The following is a 14,536-nucleotide window of genomic DNA, read 5'->3' on the forward strand; positions in this document are numbered from 1 at the left end:
ACGTGGAGCTCGTCATCGGGCGTGTGGCCAAGTCGCACGGCATCAGGGGTGAACTCGCCGTAGAGATACGGACCGACGATCCCGACCAACGCTTCGCCGTTGGTTCCGTGCTGCACGGTCGCAAGCCTCGCGAGCGCACTCTCACCAGTTTCACGGTGGAAGCCGCCCGGGAGCATTCCGGGCGGCTTCTGCTGCGTCTGCGGGGTGTCGACGACCGCACCGCCGCCGACGCCATGCGCGGCACGCTCTTCGTGATCGACAGCGCGGACGTGCCGCCGTCGGACGACCCGGACGCGTTCTACGACCACGAACTCGAGGGTCTGGCGGTCCGGCTTGCCGACGGAACGCCGATCGGCACCGTCAACGAGGTGCTGCACTCGGCCGCCGGGGAGCTGCTCTCCGTGCGCCCGGAAGGTCAGGAGTCGGGCGAGATCCTGATCCCGTTCGTCACCGCAATCGTCCCCGTCGTCTCCGTGGCCGAGGGCTACGTCGAGATCGATCCGCCCGAAGGTCTACTGGATCCGGAGTAGTCGTGCGCCTGGACGTCATCACGATCTTCCCCGAATATCTCGAACCGCTGCGAACTGCGTTGCTGGGCAAGGCCATCGACAAGGGCCTGATCTCCGTCGGTGTGCGCGACCTGCGCGACTGGACCCACGACGTGCACAAGGCCGTCGACGACTCGCCGTACGGTGGCGGTCCCGGCATGGTCATGAAGCCGACGGTGTGGGGTCCGGCCCTCGACGAGGTGTGCCCGGACGACGCGCTACTCGTGGTACCCACTCCCGCCGGCACCCCGTTCACCCAGCAGACCGCACACCGGTGGGCGGAAGAGAAGCATCTCGTCTTCGCGTGCGGCCGCTACGAGGGCATCGACCAGCGCGTGTTCGACGACGCCGCGCGGCGGGTGCGGGTCGAGGAGGTCAGCATCGGCGACTACGTGCTGATCGGCGGCGAGGCCGCGGTGCTGGTGATGGCCGAGGCCGTGGTGCGGCTACTTCCCGGCGTGCTCGGCAATCAGCAGTCGCACCAAGAGGATTCGTTCTCCGACGGTCTGCTAGAGGGACCGAGTTACACCCGTCCGGTCAGTTGGCGTGACCTCGACGTTCCGCCGGTGCTGCTCTCGGGCGACCACGCCAAGGTGGCCGCCTGGCGACGCGAGCAGTCCCTGCAGCGGACCGCCCAGCGCCGACCGGACCTGCTGCCCGAGGCGGAGCGCCCGGCGGAGTAGTCCGCCCGTCCGGGGTCTCGCTCAGTCGATTCGCCCCTCGGGGAACAGGATTCGCACCACCTCGGTCATCGTCTCGCGGGCGTGGGCGGCGCTGGCATCGTCGGCGGCGGTGGTCAGCGTCGTGTCCGGGTACTGGCGGACCTGCACGTAGTGGTGTGGTCGGGGAACGGTGGTCGGTGTCGTGGTCGGAACCGGAGTGTTCTCCTGGGTGGGGGTGCTCGCGACGGTGGGTTCGTCCGTAGCGGCAGGCTCGTCGCGTGGCTCGTCGGACGGGTCGTCGTCGACTTCCACCTCGACGGTGGGCCAGCCGTCGGGATAGTCGACGTCCTCGCGGGACGCGACCACCAGAACGTAGCGGTTCCCTGCCCCGACCACCCCGGTCGACAGGTGCAGCCACTGGTTGGCGATGCAACACATCCAGCCCTGCTTGACTGCGACGGTGGACTCGCCGGGCAATCCGTCGGGGATGCCGAATCGCTGGTGGTAGCCGTCTGCGGCGGTCGCCTTCGCAGCACCGAGGTACCCGAGCATTTCCTCTCGGCGCGCGGGGGCCAGGCCGCCTCGACCGTCGAGGAGTCCGGAGTAGTAGCCGACCAAGTCCGCGGGCGTGGTCGCGGTGTTCCACCAGTTGTCGTCGTACGGCGCGGACGTCGCGGCGAGTCGGTAGCGCCCGATCACGTCGGTCACCAGGCCGCTGGCGCCGTGCTCGTTCCACAACTCGTTCGCGGCGTCGTCGTCGGAACTCTCCAGCATTCGCTCGATCAGGTCCCGGTCATCCTGGGACAGTGGGGTTCTCGTGCTGGATTCGCCGTACAGCAGGGAGTCTGCGATGAACAGCTTCGCCACCGAGGCGGTCGTGACCGGCACGGTGTCCGCGCTGCCCGCATACTGGCCGGTGCGGCGATCGAGTAGTGCGATGGAGATCTCGGAACTGCGCTCGGCGGCGGCCGAGACCGCCTGCGCCAGGCGATCGTCGAGCGTGTGCTGGTCCATGGGCACGGGCGGATCGGTGGTGGCGGGCGGGGTGTCCGTCGGCACCGCCACGGAAGGTCGTCCGGTCGCGGTGTCGGCGGTCACGGCCGCGCACCCACCGAGCGCGCCGACCGCTGCTACTGCGACAGCCACTGCCAGGCACAGCGCGGTCAGTTCCGCGCGGCGACCCTTCACCACTTCGATTCCTTCCCCCGGCGTCGACATGATCGTCGACGCCGACTGTCACAGGCTAGCGGTAGGGTCGATCGCCGTGACCTCAGCTGTGAACGCACCCGTTCTGAAATCAGTCAACGCACGTATCGCCACCGAACTCGACGTCCGGGAGGAGCAGGTCCGCGCCGCGGTGGAACTGCTCGACGGCGGCGCGACGGTCCCGTTCATCGCCCGCTACCGCAAGGAAGTCACCGGCACCCTCGACGACGCCCAGCTGCGTACGCTCGAAGAGCGCCTGCGCTACCTGCGTGAGCTCGACGAGCGTCGCGTCGCGGTGCTCGACTCGATCCGTTCCCAGGACAAGCTAACCGACGAGCTCGCGGGCCAGATCATGTTGGCCGACACCAAGGCTCGGCTCGAGGACATCTACCTGCCGTTCAAGCCGAAGCGTCGGACCAAGGCGCAGATCGCGCGTGAGGCCGGGCACCAGCCGGTGGCGGACACCCTGCTGGCCGACCCGACGACCGATCCCGCGCAGTACACCGCCGAGCAGCTCGCCGGCGCCCGCGACATCCTCGTCGAGGAGTTCGCCGAGGACGCGGACCTGGTCGGCGAGCTGCGCGAGCTGATGTGGACCCGCGGCCAGGTCAAGTCGGCGGTCCGCAAGGGCAAGGAGACCGACGGCGCCAAGTTCTCCGACTACTTCGAGTTCTCCGAGCCGTTCGCCAAGCTGCCCAGCCACCGCATCCTCGCCATGTTCCGCGGCGAGAAGGAGGAGGTGCTCTCGCTCTCCCTCGACCCCGAGACCGAGGAGCAGCCGGTCGGCGAGGTCAGCGTGTACGAGGGCCGGATCGCCTCGCGTTTCGGCGTCGCAGATCGGGGCAGGCCGGCCGACCGCTGGCTGCTCGACACCGTGCGCTGGGCGTGGAAGACGAAGATGCTGATCAGCCTCGGCATCGACACCCGGATGCGGCTGCGTCAGGCCGCCGAGCGCGACGCCGTCGACGTGTTCGCGATGAACCTCAAGGACCTGCTGCTCGCCGCGCCCGCGGGCACCCGCACCACGATGGGCCTGGACCCGGGCTTCCGCACCGGCACCAAGGTCGCCGTGGTCGACTCCACGGGCAAGGTGCTCGCCCACGACACGATCTACCCGCACCAGCCCGCGAACAAGTGGGACCAGTCGCTGGCCACGCTCGCCGCGCTGGCCGCCAGGCACAAGGTCGACCTGATCGCGATCGGCAACGGCACCGCGTCCCGGGAGACCGATGCGCTGGCGGCGGACCTGATCAAGAAGTTCCCCGAGGCCGGCCTGACCAAGGTGATGGTCTCGGAGGCGGGCGCCTCGGTCTACTCGGCGTCCGCGTACGCCTCGGCGGAACTGCCCGACCTGGACGTGTCGATCCGCGGCGCCGTGTCCATCGCCCGGCGTCTGCAGGATCCGCTCGCCGAGCTGGTGAAGATCGACCCGAAGTCGATCGGCGTCGGTCAGTACCAGCACGACGTGTCGGAGACGCTGCTCGCGCGGTCGCTGTCGGCCGTCGTCGAGGACGCGGTGAACGCGGTCGGCGTCGACGTCAACACGGCCTCGGTGCCGCTGCTCTCGCGGGTCTCGGGCATCACCGGCTCGCTCGCCGAGTCGATCGTCGCGCACCGGGACAGCAACGGACCCTTCCGCAACCGCAGGGGGATCCTCGACGTGGCGCGGCTCGGGCCGAAGGCGTTCGAGCAGTGCGCCGGCTTCCTCAAGATCACCGACGGCGACGACCCGCTCGACGCCTCCGCCGTGCACCCCGAGGCCTACCCGGTGGTCCGGCGGATCGTGGAGGCCAGCGGGTCGGGTGTCAAGGAGATCATCGGCAACACCTCGGTGCTGCGGTCGCTGCGGGCGCAGGACTTCGCCGACGAGCAGTTCGGCCTGCCGACCGTGACCGACATCATCGCGGAGCTCGAGAAGCCGGGCCGGGACCCGCGCCCGGAGTTCAAGACCGCGACGTTCGCCTCGGGCGTGGAGAAGGTCGCCGACCTGAAGCCGGGCATGACGCTCGAGGGCGTCGTCACCAACGTCGCGGCGTTCGGCGCGTTCGTCGACGTGGGCGTGCACCAGGACGGGCTCGTGCACGTCTCGGCGATGTCGCACAACTTCGTCCGCGACCCGCGCGAGGTGGTCAAGTCCGGTGACGTGGTCAAGGTGAAGGTGATGGAGGTCGACCTGCAGCGGCAGCGCATCGGCCTGAGTCTGCGCCTCGACGACGAGCCCGGCGCCCCCAAGCAGTCGGGACCGCGGCAGTCCGGCCAGCAGTCGGGCGGCCCGCGGCAGGGCGGGGGCGGCCAGCGCGGCGGCGGGCAGCGTCAGGGACAGGGCGGTCAGGGACAGGGCGGTCAGCGACAGGGCGGCGGCCGCTCCGAGCGGCAGCCCGCGGGCGGCTCGATGGCCGACGCGCTCCGCAAGGCCGGCTTCGGCCAGTAGGCGGCTCCGCCGCCCGTGCGCGGTTCACGGGTCCCTGGACTCGTCAACCCCGCACGGGCGCGCAGCGCCTAGTACCCGCCGAGGCCCTTGCCGATCATCACCACACCGATCACCAGAAGTAGTGTCGCCATCACCGCCGCGTTGTTGGCGGTCAGCCACGTCTTCAGATTGTTCAGCCAGCCGGTGACCCGGTCGCGGGCTGCGAAGTAGGCGATCACCGGGATCGCGACCGTGCTGGCCGCGAGGACGGTGAACACGACACCGGCGACGGTCAGGGTGGCGCCGCTGACGCCCAGCTGCGCGACGGCCACCGCCGCGCCGACGATCATCAGCAGGTTCTTCGGGTTCACGACGGACAGCAGCACGCCGAGGCCGAACGCCTTGGCGGGAGTGACCTTGTCGATCGCCACGAGCCAGGCCGGCATCTGTGGCCGTTCGCCCGGAGCCGGACGGCTCCTCCACTGCTTCGCCGCGAGAAGGAGGAGCAGCACGCCCAGCACGATCTTGATCGTCGCGGAGGTGGCACTTCCCCCGGAACTCGTGCCGAGCCCGACGACGCTCGCGACCACGACGAGCACCGCGTAGCCGCCCGCGATTCCCAGTACCCAGCCTGCCGTGAAGCTGGTCGCGGTGCTGCCGGCCTTCGGTGTCAGCAGCATGAGGATCGCGGCGATGATCGGGATCGGACTGATCGCGACGCCGAGCGCGAGCGGAAGGATGTCACCGATGGCTGTTCCCATCCGCCGATGCTGTCAGCTCGTGCGCCTCGTAGACCCACCCGAAACGGGTGATTCGTCGGCGTGCGGAGTCCTCGGTCGGGATGACATGCTCGTGACATGGTGCCGCAGACCGTCGCGATCACGACAAAGCCGAGCAACCCTTCGACGAAGGGGATGGCGTGGATCCCCGGCGGAACCTTCTGGATGGGCTCCGAGGACTTCTACCCGGAGGAACGCCCGGTCCATCAGGTGCAGGTCGACGGATTCTGGATGGACACCCACCAGGTGACCGTCGCCGAGTTTCGGCGGTTCGTGAAGGACACCGGCCACATCACCGTCGCCGAGACGGCCCCGGATGCCGCCGACTACCCGGACGCGGACCCGGAGCTGCTGGTCCCCGGATCGCTGGTGTTCACCCCACCCCCCGGACCGGTGTCCCTCGACGACTACCACCGGTGGTGGTCCTGGGTGCCGGGCGCGGACTGGCGTCACCCGGAGGGGCCCGGCAGCAATGTCGGTGGGCGCGAACGACATCCGGTCACCCACGTGGCGTACGCCGACGCGCAGGCCTACGCGGCCTGGGCGGGCAAGGAGTTGGCGACAGAGGCCGAGTGGGAGTTCGCCGCGCGCGGGGGGCTCGACCGCAAGACGTACACGTGGGGAGACGACTTCACACCCGGCGGCAGGCATCAGGCCAACACCTGGCAGGGGCAGTTCCCGTGGCAGAACCTCGCCGAGGACGGCTTCGTCGGCACCTCGCCGATCGGATCGTTCCGGCCCAACGGGTACGGACTCGTCGACATGGCCGGCAACGTGTGGGAGTGGACGACCGACTTCCACACATCCGACCACGGCCGGTCCGGCAAGAACGTCGCCCCCGCCGACTCGTGCTGCATCCCGCGCAATCCGCGGGTGGACGCCGCGACCAGGGTGGACGGGGAACCGTACGCGCGTCGGGTGATCAAGGGCGGCTCCCACCTGTGCGCGCCGAACTACTGCCTGCGGTACCGCCCGGCGGCGCGTCAGGGTGAGTCGGAGGAGACCTCCACCTGCCACATCGGCTTCCGCTGCGTCGTCAGGGGACCGGGCCCGAACTGATGAAGAACTGGCTGCAGGACGAGATCGTCGCGCACGGCAAACTGCCGCTGCTGTGCTTCCTGCTGGGGTTCATCGGCGGCTTCGTCTTCATCCGGTTCAGCGTCCGGATGATCCGCGCGAAGGTGCGGTGGTGGCCGGGCAATGTCACGCCGGGCGGCCAGCACGTGCACCACGTCGTGTTCGGGGTGGTCGCCATGCTGTTGTCGGGGGTGGCGCTGATCGCCACCTACGAGGACGGCTCGCCGATCACCGGTGCGGTGCTCGCGGCCTGCTTCGGCGTCGGGACGGCGCTGGTCCTCGACGAGTTCGCGCTGATCTTCTACCTCAAGGACGTCTACTGGGAGGAGCAGGGCCGCGCATCGGTCGACGCGGTGTTCGTCGCGCTCGCCGTGACCGGACTGCTGCTGCTCGGCGCCCGACCGGACGCCATCGTCAACGTGTCCGACTTCCGGGAGAACCCCGAGCCGTGGGTGCGGGTGGTGCTCGTCGTGGGATCCCTGCTGAGCCTGCTGGTCGCGGCCGTGGTGATCGCGAAGGGCAAGATCTGGACCGGTCTCGTCGGTATGTTCTTCTTCCCGTTGTTGCTGGTCGGGGCCATCCGGCTGAGCCGGCCGGGTGCACCGTGGGCGCGGTGGCGCTACGGGAACAAGCCGAAGCGGATGCGCCGCGCCATCGAACGGGAGAAACGGTTCCGTCGGCCGATCGTGCGGGCCAAGATCTACGTGCAGGACCTGATCGCGGGGAAGCCCAGCGTCGAGCACGCGGTGGCGGCCACGGAGGACGAGCTCGAGCGGACCGTGCGCGCCGCCCCACCCGTCCCGGAGCACGAGCACGCCCTCCCGTAGACCCGGATTTCACCGTGGACCTGCCCGTCTGGCACAATTGACGGGTTGCCCGTCACGGGCGCACCTACCTAATCGGAGTACGAACCAGCCGAGTGCCGCTGACGCGGTGCCGCTCGGGTCCTCTGCTCATGCGAAAACGCAAGGATGGATCAACCGATGAACACACTGGACTTCCTGGACGCCCAGTCGCTCCGCACCGACATTCCGGAGTTCCGTCCCGGTGACACCCTGAACGTGCACGTCAAGGTTATCGAGGGCTCGAAGGAGCGCGTGCAGGTCTTCAAGGGCGTCGTCATCCGTCGCCAGGGCGGCGGCATCCGCGAGACCTTCACGGTCCGCAAGGTCTCCTTCAGCGTCGGCGTCGAGCGCACCTTCCCGGTGCACAGCCCGAACATCGCCGAGATCGAGGTCCTTACCCGCGGTGACGTGCGTCGCGCCAAGCTGTACTACCTCCGCGATCTGCGTGGCAAGAAGGCCAAGATCAAGGAAAAGCGCTGAGCTTTCGCGTCGGCCCGGCCCCGGAACAGTCAATCTGTTCCGGGGCCGGGCTAACCTGATCCGGTGGTAGATACCCCGCAGGAATCGACGACGCCGGCCGACGGCGCGGATGGCCCCGACTCGAAGTCGGAGAGGCCCCAGAAGAAACCCCGCTCGTTCTGGCGGGAACTCCCCATACTCATAGTCGTCGCGCTGCTGATGAGCTTTCTGCTCCAGACCTTCATCGCGCGGGTGTACCTGATTCCGTCCGAGTCGATGGAACCGACCCTGCACGGCTGCGCCGGTTGCACCGGCGACCGGATCCTGGTCGAGAAGATCGGCTATCACTTCGGGGATCCCGAGCCCGGCGACGTCGTGGTCTTCAAGGGGCCCGACTCCTGGAACACCGAGTTTCACTCCACCCGCTCCTCCAACGTCGTCGTCCGCGGAATGCAGGAGTTCGGTTCGCTGGTCGGCCTGGTGCCCCCGGACGAGAACGACCTGGTCAAACGCGTCATCGCGACCGGCGGTCAGAAGGTCGAGTGCTGCGACAGCCAGGGCCGGATCCTGGTCGACGGCAAGCCGCTCACGGAGCCCTACGTCGTCAACGACTTCCCCTTCATCCCCGGCGTGCAGACCTGCGAGACGATGCCCAAGTCCGGACGGTGCTTCGGTCCGTTCACCGTTCCCGAGGGGAACCTGTGGGTGATGGGCGACAACCGGAGCAACTCGGCGGACTCGCGCTATCACGTCGGGGACGAGTACAACGGAAGCGTGCCGATCGACAACGTGATCGGTAAGGCCGTCGCGATCGTCCTGCCGCCGTCGCGGTGGGGCACGATCTCGTCCCCCAATCCACAGAGCAACTGAGCGTCACCACGAACGTGAGCACCTGGCCACCACGGACGATCATTCGCAGAGCCGCCGGACTGCGGACGATGGAGTCTGCACTGATCCGGACCGGACTCGGTCCGGTCGCCGGGGTGGACGAGGCGGGCCGGGGCGCGTGCGCCGGCCCGCTGGTGGTGGCCGCGTGCGTGCTCGGGCCGAAACCGCACCGGGCGCTGGAAGGACTCGACGATTCCAAGCGGCTCACCGAGCGGGCGCGTGAGGAACTGTTCCCCGCCATCCAGCGGTTGGCCCGGGCCTGGTGCATCGTGGAGATCCCGGCGTGGGAGGTCGACACGCTCGGCGTGCACGTCGCGAACATCGAGGGCATGCGGCGGGCGGTGGCCGGCCTCTCCTCGGCGCCGGGATACGTTCTCACGGACGGGTTCCGGGTGCCGGGACTGCCCGCGCCGTCGCTCCCGGTGATCGGCGGTGACGCGGCCGCCGCGTGCATCGCGGCGGCGAGCGTGCTGGCGAAGGTATCGCGGGACCGGACGATGGTCGAGCTCGACCGGCAGCTGCCCGGCTACGGGTTCGCCGGGCACAAGGGGTACAGCACGGCCGTGCACACCGCGGCGATGGCGGCGCTCGGCCCGAGCCGTGAGCACCGGATGTCGTACGCGAACGTGCGGGCCGCGGCTGCGCAACGCGACGCCGGCCGCGCAGATCCGCTCGTCGACGGGCCTGAGGTGGGCGAGATGTACAGCGCGGCGGTCGGTGCGCGATGATGTGTGTTCACAGATGACGCTGGTGCAGCGATGGTGTTGATTCAGCGAAGAGCAGGAGGACGGCGAAACCGATGAGTGCCGAAGATCTCGAGAAGTACGAAACGGAGATGGAGCTCTCGCTCTACCGTGAGTACAAGGACATCGTCGGCCAGTTCGCCTACGTCGTCGAGACCGAACGCCGCTTCTACCTTGCGAATTCGGTGGAACTTGTCCCGCACAACGCGGACGGCGAGATCTACTTCGAGGTGCGGATGGCCGACGCCTGGGTGTGGGACATGTACCGCCCGGCCCGCTTCGTCAAGCACGTGCGGGTGATCACGTTCAAGGACGTGAACATCGAGGAGCTCGAGAAGTCCGACCTGCGCCTGCCCGACAACGGCCCGTTCGGCGACTGACGCTCAGGCGCACCGGACGCCGTTCTCGGCCATGGTGGTGCGCAGCACGAACGCGGCCTCGCCGCCGAGGATCTCCTCGACCAGGGTGAGGTAGCGCCCGACGAACTCCGGACCGTGCGGTGCCAGCTCGGCGCCGGCGGGTTCGAGGTGGTGTGCAAGCTCGTGCAGGACCACCAGTTCGCGCAGCGCCCATGCGGCGTCTCGTCGGTGCACGGGGATGGCGAGGGTCGCGGTGTCGGGCTCGTAGTGCACGGCGGTGGTGCCGGCGCGGACCCGGACCGTGATCGGGTTGGCCGCCTCGGGCCAGCGGGCCCGCACCCAGTTCAGCGCGAGCACCCGGTCTGCGTAGTCCCGCACCGACTCGGCGGAGGCGAACTTGCGCTCGGTCGGGAGGGTGATCCGGGAACCGAACAGCTCGACCTGGCGGCCGACGCCCGCGTCCGCGCGGTCGAAGATCCGACGCACGACCGACTCCGCCTCGTAGACGCGCGAGCGCTGGCCGTCCCGGGTGCTCACGCGAGTTGTCTGCGGCCGGCGGGTAGTTCGGGGGAGGTCCCCAGGCGCGCGTCGCGGCCGGCCCGGTCGCCTGCGCGCCGCGCCGTGGCCGACGGCGCAACCGTGGCCTTCGCGCCACGCCAGGTGCCGCGGGCCTGTGAGGTCTGCCGGTAGAAGTCGGACAGTTCGATCTGCTTGTCGCGCAACACGAGTGCGGTGCCGGTGGGCTCCGCCGCGGTGCCGGGCCGGTCCGCGTCGATCGCGTCCGCCTCCGCTTCGCGCTTTGCGGTGGCCAGCCGCTCGCCGATCCGTGCGGCGAACGCCAGCTGAAAGTTGAGCCGGGCGGTGACGCCCGCCACGGGCCGGTGCGCGCCCGAGCGGATGAACGAGTCGGAGGCCCGGACCATCTGCATCAGCAGGCTCGAGTACAGCGCCTCGCTGGCGTCGATGTCGGTGTCGAATCCGTAGGCGAAGACCTGGGTGGAATTGTGCGCGACGTCGCACTGCACGTCGTTGGCGGCGGCGATCGAGACGAACAGGTGCACGTACGTGCGCAGGCCCTTCTTGCCGGTCTCGCCGATCCGGATCGAGCGCTGGACCGGCGTCGCGCGGCGCTCGCGCTGCGAGGTGTGCGAGCGGGCCACGGCGAGGTCGATGGACGTCGCGGTCGCGATGCGCTGCGCGGCCTCCATGAACGCCTGCGCCTCGTGCGGGTTGGTGGTGGACTCGGCCTGTCGGAGCAGGCCACCGATCCGCGCCAGCATCTTCTCGGAACTCACCCGGTCGAGGGTAGACGGCGGGTCGGACAGGGGGAGTCGGTGCGGGTCGGGTGTCTGGTGCTCGGTCCGCGGACCCGGTGCACACCGGTGGGCGTCATCACACCCCTTCTCGCTTGTCGGAGCCCGTGTGATCTCGACAGCGGGTGTGTGCGGCTCCCGCCGCGTCGGTGAACGGCGGTCGTGAGGTTGTCCACAGCCCCGATTTTGGTCCACAGGCTGCCGCGAACGCCCAGCTGAGGCCTCGGGTGGGACGGTTCGCAGGTGCAGTCTCGATCCATGGCGCGAAACCTGGAGTTGGGGGCACGGGGCGAGGACCTGGCCGTCGAGCATCTCGTCGGGCGGGGAATGACCGTGCTGGAACGCAATTGGCGGTGCCGCTACGGCGAACTGGACGTGATCGCGCGGGACGGGGAGGCGGTGGTGTTCGTGGAGGTCAAGACCCGCTCGGGTCGCGGCTACGGGACGCCGGCCGAGGCGGTCACCTTCGCCAAGCAGTCCCGGATACGCCGGCTGGCCGGGCTGTGGCTTCGCGAGCAGTCGCGGGGCTGGACCCGGGTGCGGTTCGACGTGGTGTCCATCGTCGTCGAACCGGGCCGACGGCCGGAGATCGTGCATCTCGAGGCGGTGTTCTGATGACGCTGGGCCGGGCGCACTCGGTGGCGGTACGCGGGGTCGAGGGGCAACTGGTCGAGATCGAGGCGGACCTCGGTCGGGGGCTGCCCGGCGTGCACCTGGTCGGGCTGCCGGACACCGCGCTGCAGGAGTCACGCGACCGGGTGCGCGCCGCGGTGACCAATTCGGGTGAGAAGTGGCCGGATTCGCGGGTGATCCTGGCGCTCTCGCCCGCGACGCTGCCCAAGGGCGGCAGTGCCTACGACCTGGCGCTGGCGTGCGCGGTACTGGCGGCGGACGCCAAGGTGCCGATCGGGGACCTCGACAAGTCGGTGCTGCTGGGGGAACTCGCCCTCGACGGTCGCCTGCGGACGGTCCGCGGAGTACTGCCCGCGGTGCTCGCGGCCAAGAACGCGGGCTGGTCGTGCGTCGTGGTGCCCTACGCCGCGTTGCCCGAGGCGGGTCTGGTCGACGGCATCGACGTCCTCGGCGCCCGCGACCTGCGGGAGGTGATCGAGTGGCTCCGCGGGGAACTGATGCTGACCGCGCCCGGCCCGATGGACCAGGTCCCGTTGCCCGTGGTGGCGGACCTGAGCGAGGTCGCCGGCCAGGCCGAGGCCAGGCTGGCGCTGGAGGTCGCCGCCGCCGGAGCGCACCACCTGATGCTCACCGGCCCGCCCGGGATCGGCAAGACCATGCTCGCCCAACGACTTCCGGGAGTGCTGCCACAGCTGAGCGAGCGGGAGGCGCTGGAGGTGACGGCGATCCACTCGGTCGCCGGCCTGCTGACCAGTGAACGCCCGCTGATCACCGAGCCACCGTTCGTCGCTCCGCACCACTCCTGCTCGATCAGTGCGCTGGTCGGTGGCGGCTCCGGAATGGCTCGGCCCGGCGCGGTCAGCAGGGCGCACCGCGGCGTTCTCTTCCTCGACGAGTGCGCGGAACTGGGGGTCAAGGCGCTCGAGGCGCTGCGCACACCGCTCGAGGACGGGGAGGTCCGGATCGCCCGTCGCGACGGGGTCGCGTGTTACCCGGCCCGCTTCCAACTCGTGCTGGCCGCGAACCCGTGCCCGTGCGCGCCGCCGCGAGAGGTGGACTGTATCTGTGCGCCGTCCGCCCGGCGCCGATATCTCGGCAAGCTGTCGGGACCGCTGATGGACCGGGTGGACCTGCGGGTGCGGATGCACGCGCTGTCCGTCGGCGCACTCAACGGCGAGGTGGCGGAGTCGACCGCGACCGTCCGGGACCGGGTGGCGCAGGCGCGGGCGACCGCGGTCGAGCGATGGAGCGACTACGGCTGGCGCACCAACGCCGAGGTGCCGGGACCGGTACTGCGGCAACGCTTCCGGCTCGCGCGCGCAGCACTCGCCCCGCTGGAGCGGGCGCTGCGGGAGGGCCAGATCACCGCCCGCGGGGCCGACCGAGCGCTCCGCGTGGCATGGACACTCGCCGACCTGGCCGGACTGACCGGGCCCGGCGAGGACCAGGTCGGCACCGCGCTCGAGTATCGCGACCGGAGAGGGGAATGAACCCCCGGCTGGCCGCCTGGGCCTACCTGTCGCAGGCGGCGCTCGGACCGTGCGCGCCACTGGTCGAGCTGGTCGGGGCGGTCGGTCCGGAGGAGGCCGCCCGGGCCGTCCGGGAGGCGGACCTGCCGGAGGTGCTGCGCTCGCGCACCGCCGCCCGCCGCGACCTGGACACCGCCGAACGCGACCTCGCCGCGATCGAACGCCTCGGTGGCCGCCTGCTCACCCCCGACGACGAGGACTGGCCCGCCTGGAAGCTGCTGGCGTTCGACGCGATGGATCAACGCCGGGACCGCGAGTGCGCGCCGCCGCTGGCGCTGTGGGTGCTCGGGAGTCGATCTCTGTCGGAGTTGACCGAGCGCGCGATCGCGGTGGTCGGGACCCGCGCGGCGACCGGCTACGGCGAGCACGTGACCACACAGTTCGTCGACGACCTCGCCGGAGAGGGCTGGACCGTGGTGTCCGGCGCCGCGTACGGGGTGGACGGGGCCGCGCATCGGGCGGCGCTGGCCGCGGGTGTGCCGACCGTCGCGGTGCTCGCCTGCGGGGTGGATCGCGCGTACCCGGCGGGGCACACGCGCCTGCTGCGCGAGATCGCTCGGGAGGGTGCGGTCCTCAGCGAGTACCCGCCCGGCACCGCCCCGGCGCGGCATCGGTTCCTGGCGAGGAACCGGCTGGTCGCGGGGTTGTCGGACGCGGTGCTCGTGGTCGAGGCCGGTGTCCGCAGCGGTGCCCGCAACACGGCGGTGTGGGCCGCCGGGCTCGGCAGGCCGGTGCTCGCGGTTCCCGGGCCGGTGACCTCGGCCTCGTCGGTCGGCTGTCACCGGATGATCCGGGACGGCGAGGCGGTACTGGCCTCGCGGGCTGCCGACGTGTCGGTCGCGGCGGGGCCGATTCGTGCGGGGGAGCAGGAGGACGGTCCCACGCGGCCGCTCGACGGACTCACCCGTAAGGCGGCGCTGGTCTACGAGGCGCTTCCCACGTCGGGATCGGTTGGTGTACGCCAGCTTTCGGAGGCGTCCGGCGTGCCGGTGGAGGCGGTACGCGGCGCGTTGCCGGTGCTCGAGCTGGAGGGGCTGGTCGGGTCGGACGAGACGGGCTGGTTCCGCCGTGCCTGAACCAGCCCG

The 14,536-nt window shown here is 70.2% G+C and carries 15 protein-coding genes and 1 pseudogene; 12 read left to right on the forward strand and 4 right to left on the reverse strand.

The window, feature by feature from the left end; all coding sequences use genetic code 11:
• The first annotated feature begins 2 nt into the window (after positions 1-2).
• Together rimM and trmD are read left to right on the forward strand one after the other, a co-directional pair.
• Positions 3-530, forward strand: a complete 528-nt coding sequence (gene rimM / locus ACFVH2_RS05580; RefSeq protein ID WP_378423067.1) for a ribosome maturation factor RimM — start codon at positions 3-5, stop codon at positions 528-530.
• A gap of 2 nt (positions 531-532) precedes the next feature.
• A complete protein-coding gene (gene trmD, locus ACFVH2_RS05585; RefSeq protein ID WP_378423069.1) occupies positions 533-1,231 on the forward strand; it encodes a tRNA (guanosine(37)-N1)-methyltransferase TrmD in 699 nt (232 codons plus the stop codon).
• Positions 1,232-1,252: 21 nt separating this feature from the next.
• Here trmD and ACFVH2_RS05590 read toward each other — a convergent pair whose 3' ends face one another.
• Positions 1,253-2,401 carry a serine hydrolase gene (locus ACFVH2_RS05590; RefSeq protein ID WP_378423071.1) on the reverse strand — a complete coding sequence of 383 codons (1,149 nt, stop codon included), beginning with the start codon at positions 2,399-2,401 and terminating at the stop codon, positions 1,253-1,255.
• Between the two features lie 25 nt (positions 2,402-2,426).
• On the opposite strand from ACFVH2_RS05590, the gene ACFVH2_RS05595 reads away from it, so the two are divergent.
• On the forward strand, positions 2,427-4,847 hold the full coding sequence (locus tag ACFVH2_RS05595; protein WP_378423073.1) for a Tex family protein: 2,421 nt from the start codon (positions 2,427-2,429) through the stop codon (positions 4,845-4,847).
• A 68-nt stretch (positions 4,848-4,915) separates the two neighbouring features.
• Here ACFVH2_RS05595 and ACFVH2_RS05600 read toward each other — a convergent pair whose 3' ends face one another.
• A complete protein-coding gene (locus ACFVH2_RS05600) occupies positions 4,916-5,587 on the reverse strand; it encodes a GAP family protein (RefSeq protein WP_378423075.1) in 672 nt (223 codons plus the stop codon).
• A 153-nt stretch (positions 5,588-5,740) separates the two neighbouring features.
• On the opposite strand from ACFVH2_RS05600, the gene ACFVH2_RS05605 reads away from it, so the two are divergent.
• From ACFVH2_RS05605 to ACFVH2_RS05630, 6 genes and pseudogenes are all read left to right on the forward strand, one after another.
• The gene (locus tag ACFVH2_RS05605; RefSeq protein WP_378423201.1) at positions 5,741-6,664 is read left to right on the forward strand and encodes a formylglycine-generating enzyme family protein; all 924 of its coding nucleotides are present in this window, start codon (positions 5,741-5,743) and stop codon (positions 6,662-6,664) included.
• Positions 6,664-7,581: pseudogene (locus tag ACFVH2_RS05610) on the forward strand (hypothetical protein). Before ACFVH2_RS05605 ends, ACFVH2_RS05610 begins: the two are co-directional and overlap by 1 nt.
• Before the next feature lie 84 nt (positions 7,582-7,665).
• Positions 7,666-8,007, forward strand: coding sequence for a 50S ribosomal protein L19 (gene rplS / locus ACFVH2_RS05615; protein WP_142101113.1), 342 nt, complete (start codon positions 7,666-7,668; stop codon positions 8,005-8,007).
• 63 nt (positions 8,008-8,070) lie between these two features.
• A complete protein-coding gene (lepB, locus tag ACFVH2_RS05620; RefSeq protein ID WP_378423078.1) occupies positions 8,071-8,856 on the forward strand; it encodes a signal peptidase I in 786 nt (261 codons plus the stop codon).
• Between the two features lie 14 nt (positions 8,857-8,870).
• Complete coding sequence (locus tag ACFVH2_RS05625; RefSeq protein ID WP_378423080.1) at positions 8,871-9,602, forward strand: ribonuclease HII; 732 nt, start codon at positions 8,871-8,873, stop codon at positions 9,600-9,602.
• 71 nt (positions 9,603-9,673) lie between these two features.
• On the forward strand, positions 9,674-9,997 hold the full coding sequence (locus tag ACFVH2_RS05630; RefSeq protein WP_142101108.1) for a DUF2469 domain-containing protein: 324 nt from the start codon (positions 9,674-9,676) through the stop codon (positions 9,995-9,997).
• Between the two features lie 3 nt (positions 9,998-10,000).
• On the opposite strand, the gene ACFVH2_RS05635 is transcribed toward ACFVH2_RS05630, so the two are convergent.
• On the reverse strand, positions 10,001-10,513 hold the full coding sequence (locus ACFVH2_RS05635; protein WP_378423082.1) for a TIGR04338 family metallohydrolase: 513 nt from the start codon (positions 10,511-10,513) through the stop codon (positions 10,001-10,003).
• On the reverse strand, positions 10,510-11,271 hold the full coding sequence (locus ACFVH2_RS05640) for a DUF2786 domain-containing protein (protein WP_378423084.1): 762 nt from the start codon (positions 11,269-11,271) through the stop codon (positions 10,510-10,512). Before ACFVH2_RS05640 ends, ACFVH2_RS05635 begins: the two co-directional genes overlap by 4 nt.
• A gap of 276 nt (positions 11,272-11,547) precedes the next feature.
• Between ACFVH2_RS05640 and ACFVH2_RS05645 the strand changes: the two genes are divergently transcribed.
• Genes ACFVH2_RS05645 through dprA form a run of 3 tightly spaced genes read left to right on the forward strand, consistent with a single transcriptional unit; the run spans position 11,548 to position 14,527 of the window.
• A complete protein-coding gene (locus ACFVH2_RS05645; RefSeq protein WP_378423086.1) occupies positions 11,548-11,904 on the forward strand; it encodes a YraN family protein in 357 nt (118 codons plus the stop codon).
• On the forward strand, positions 11,904-13,412 hold the full coding sequence (locus ACFVH2_RS05650; protein WP_378423088.1) for a YifB family Mg chelatase-like AAA ATPase: 1,509 nt from the start codon (positions 11,904-11,906) through the stop codon (positions 13,410-13,412). Before ACFVH2_RS05645 ends, ACFVH2_RS05650 begins: the two co-directional genes overlap by 1 nt.
• Entirely contained in the window at positions 13,409-14,527 is a 1,119-nt protein-coding gene (gene dprA / locus ACFVH2_RS05655) for a DNA-processing protein DprA (protein ID WP_378423090.1), read from the forward strand. Before ACFVH2_RS05650 ends, dprA begins: the two co-directional genes overlap by 4 nt.
• Positions 14,528-14,536 lie beyond the last annotated feature (9 nt).

The organism is Rhodococcus sp. NPDC127527, from assembly GCF_042672245.1.
In the GTDB taxonomy this organism is placed as follows: Bacteria; Actinomycetota; Actinomycetes; order Mycobacteriales; family Mycobacteriaceae; genus Rhodococcus_G.

What these genes read in the sequence shown, in the direction of transcription:
- ACFVH2_RS05645 (WP_378423086.1), top strand. Translation starts at nt 11,548, where the DNA reads ATGGCGCGAAACCTGGAGTTGGGGGCACGGGGCGAGGACCTGGCCGTC.
- dprA (WP_378423090.1), top strand. Translation starts at nt 13,409, where the DNA reads ATGAACCCCCGGCTGGCCGCCTGGGCCTACCTGTCGCAGGCGGCGCTC.
- ACFVH2_RS05605 (WP_378423201.1), top strand. Translation starts at nt 5,741, where the DNA reads ATGGCGTGGATCCCCGGCGGAACCTTCTGGATGGGCTCCGAGGACTTC.
- ACFVH2_RS05600 (WP_378423075.1), bottom strand. Translation starts at nt 5,587, where the DNA reads ATGGGAACAGCCATCGGTGACATCCTTCCGCTCGCGCTCGGCGTCGCG.
- rplS (WP_142101113.1), top strand. Translation starts at nt 7,666, where the DNA reads ATGAACACACTGGACTTCCTGGACGCCCAGTCGCTCCGCACCGACATT.
- ACFVH2_RS05650 (WP_378423088.1), top strand. Translation starts at nt 11,904, where the DNA reads ATGACGCTGGGCCGGGCGCACTCGGTGGCGGTACGCGGGGTCGAGGGG.
- ACFVH2_RS05595 (WP_378423073.1), top strand. Translation starts at nt 2,427, where the DNA reads ATGATCGTCGACGCCGACTGTCACAGGCTAGCGGTAGGGTCGATCGCC.
- ACFVH2_RS05630 (WP_142101108.1), top strand. Translation starts at nt 9,674, where the DNA reads ATGAGTGCCGAAGATCTCGAGAAGTACGAAACGGAGATGGAGCTCTCG.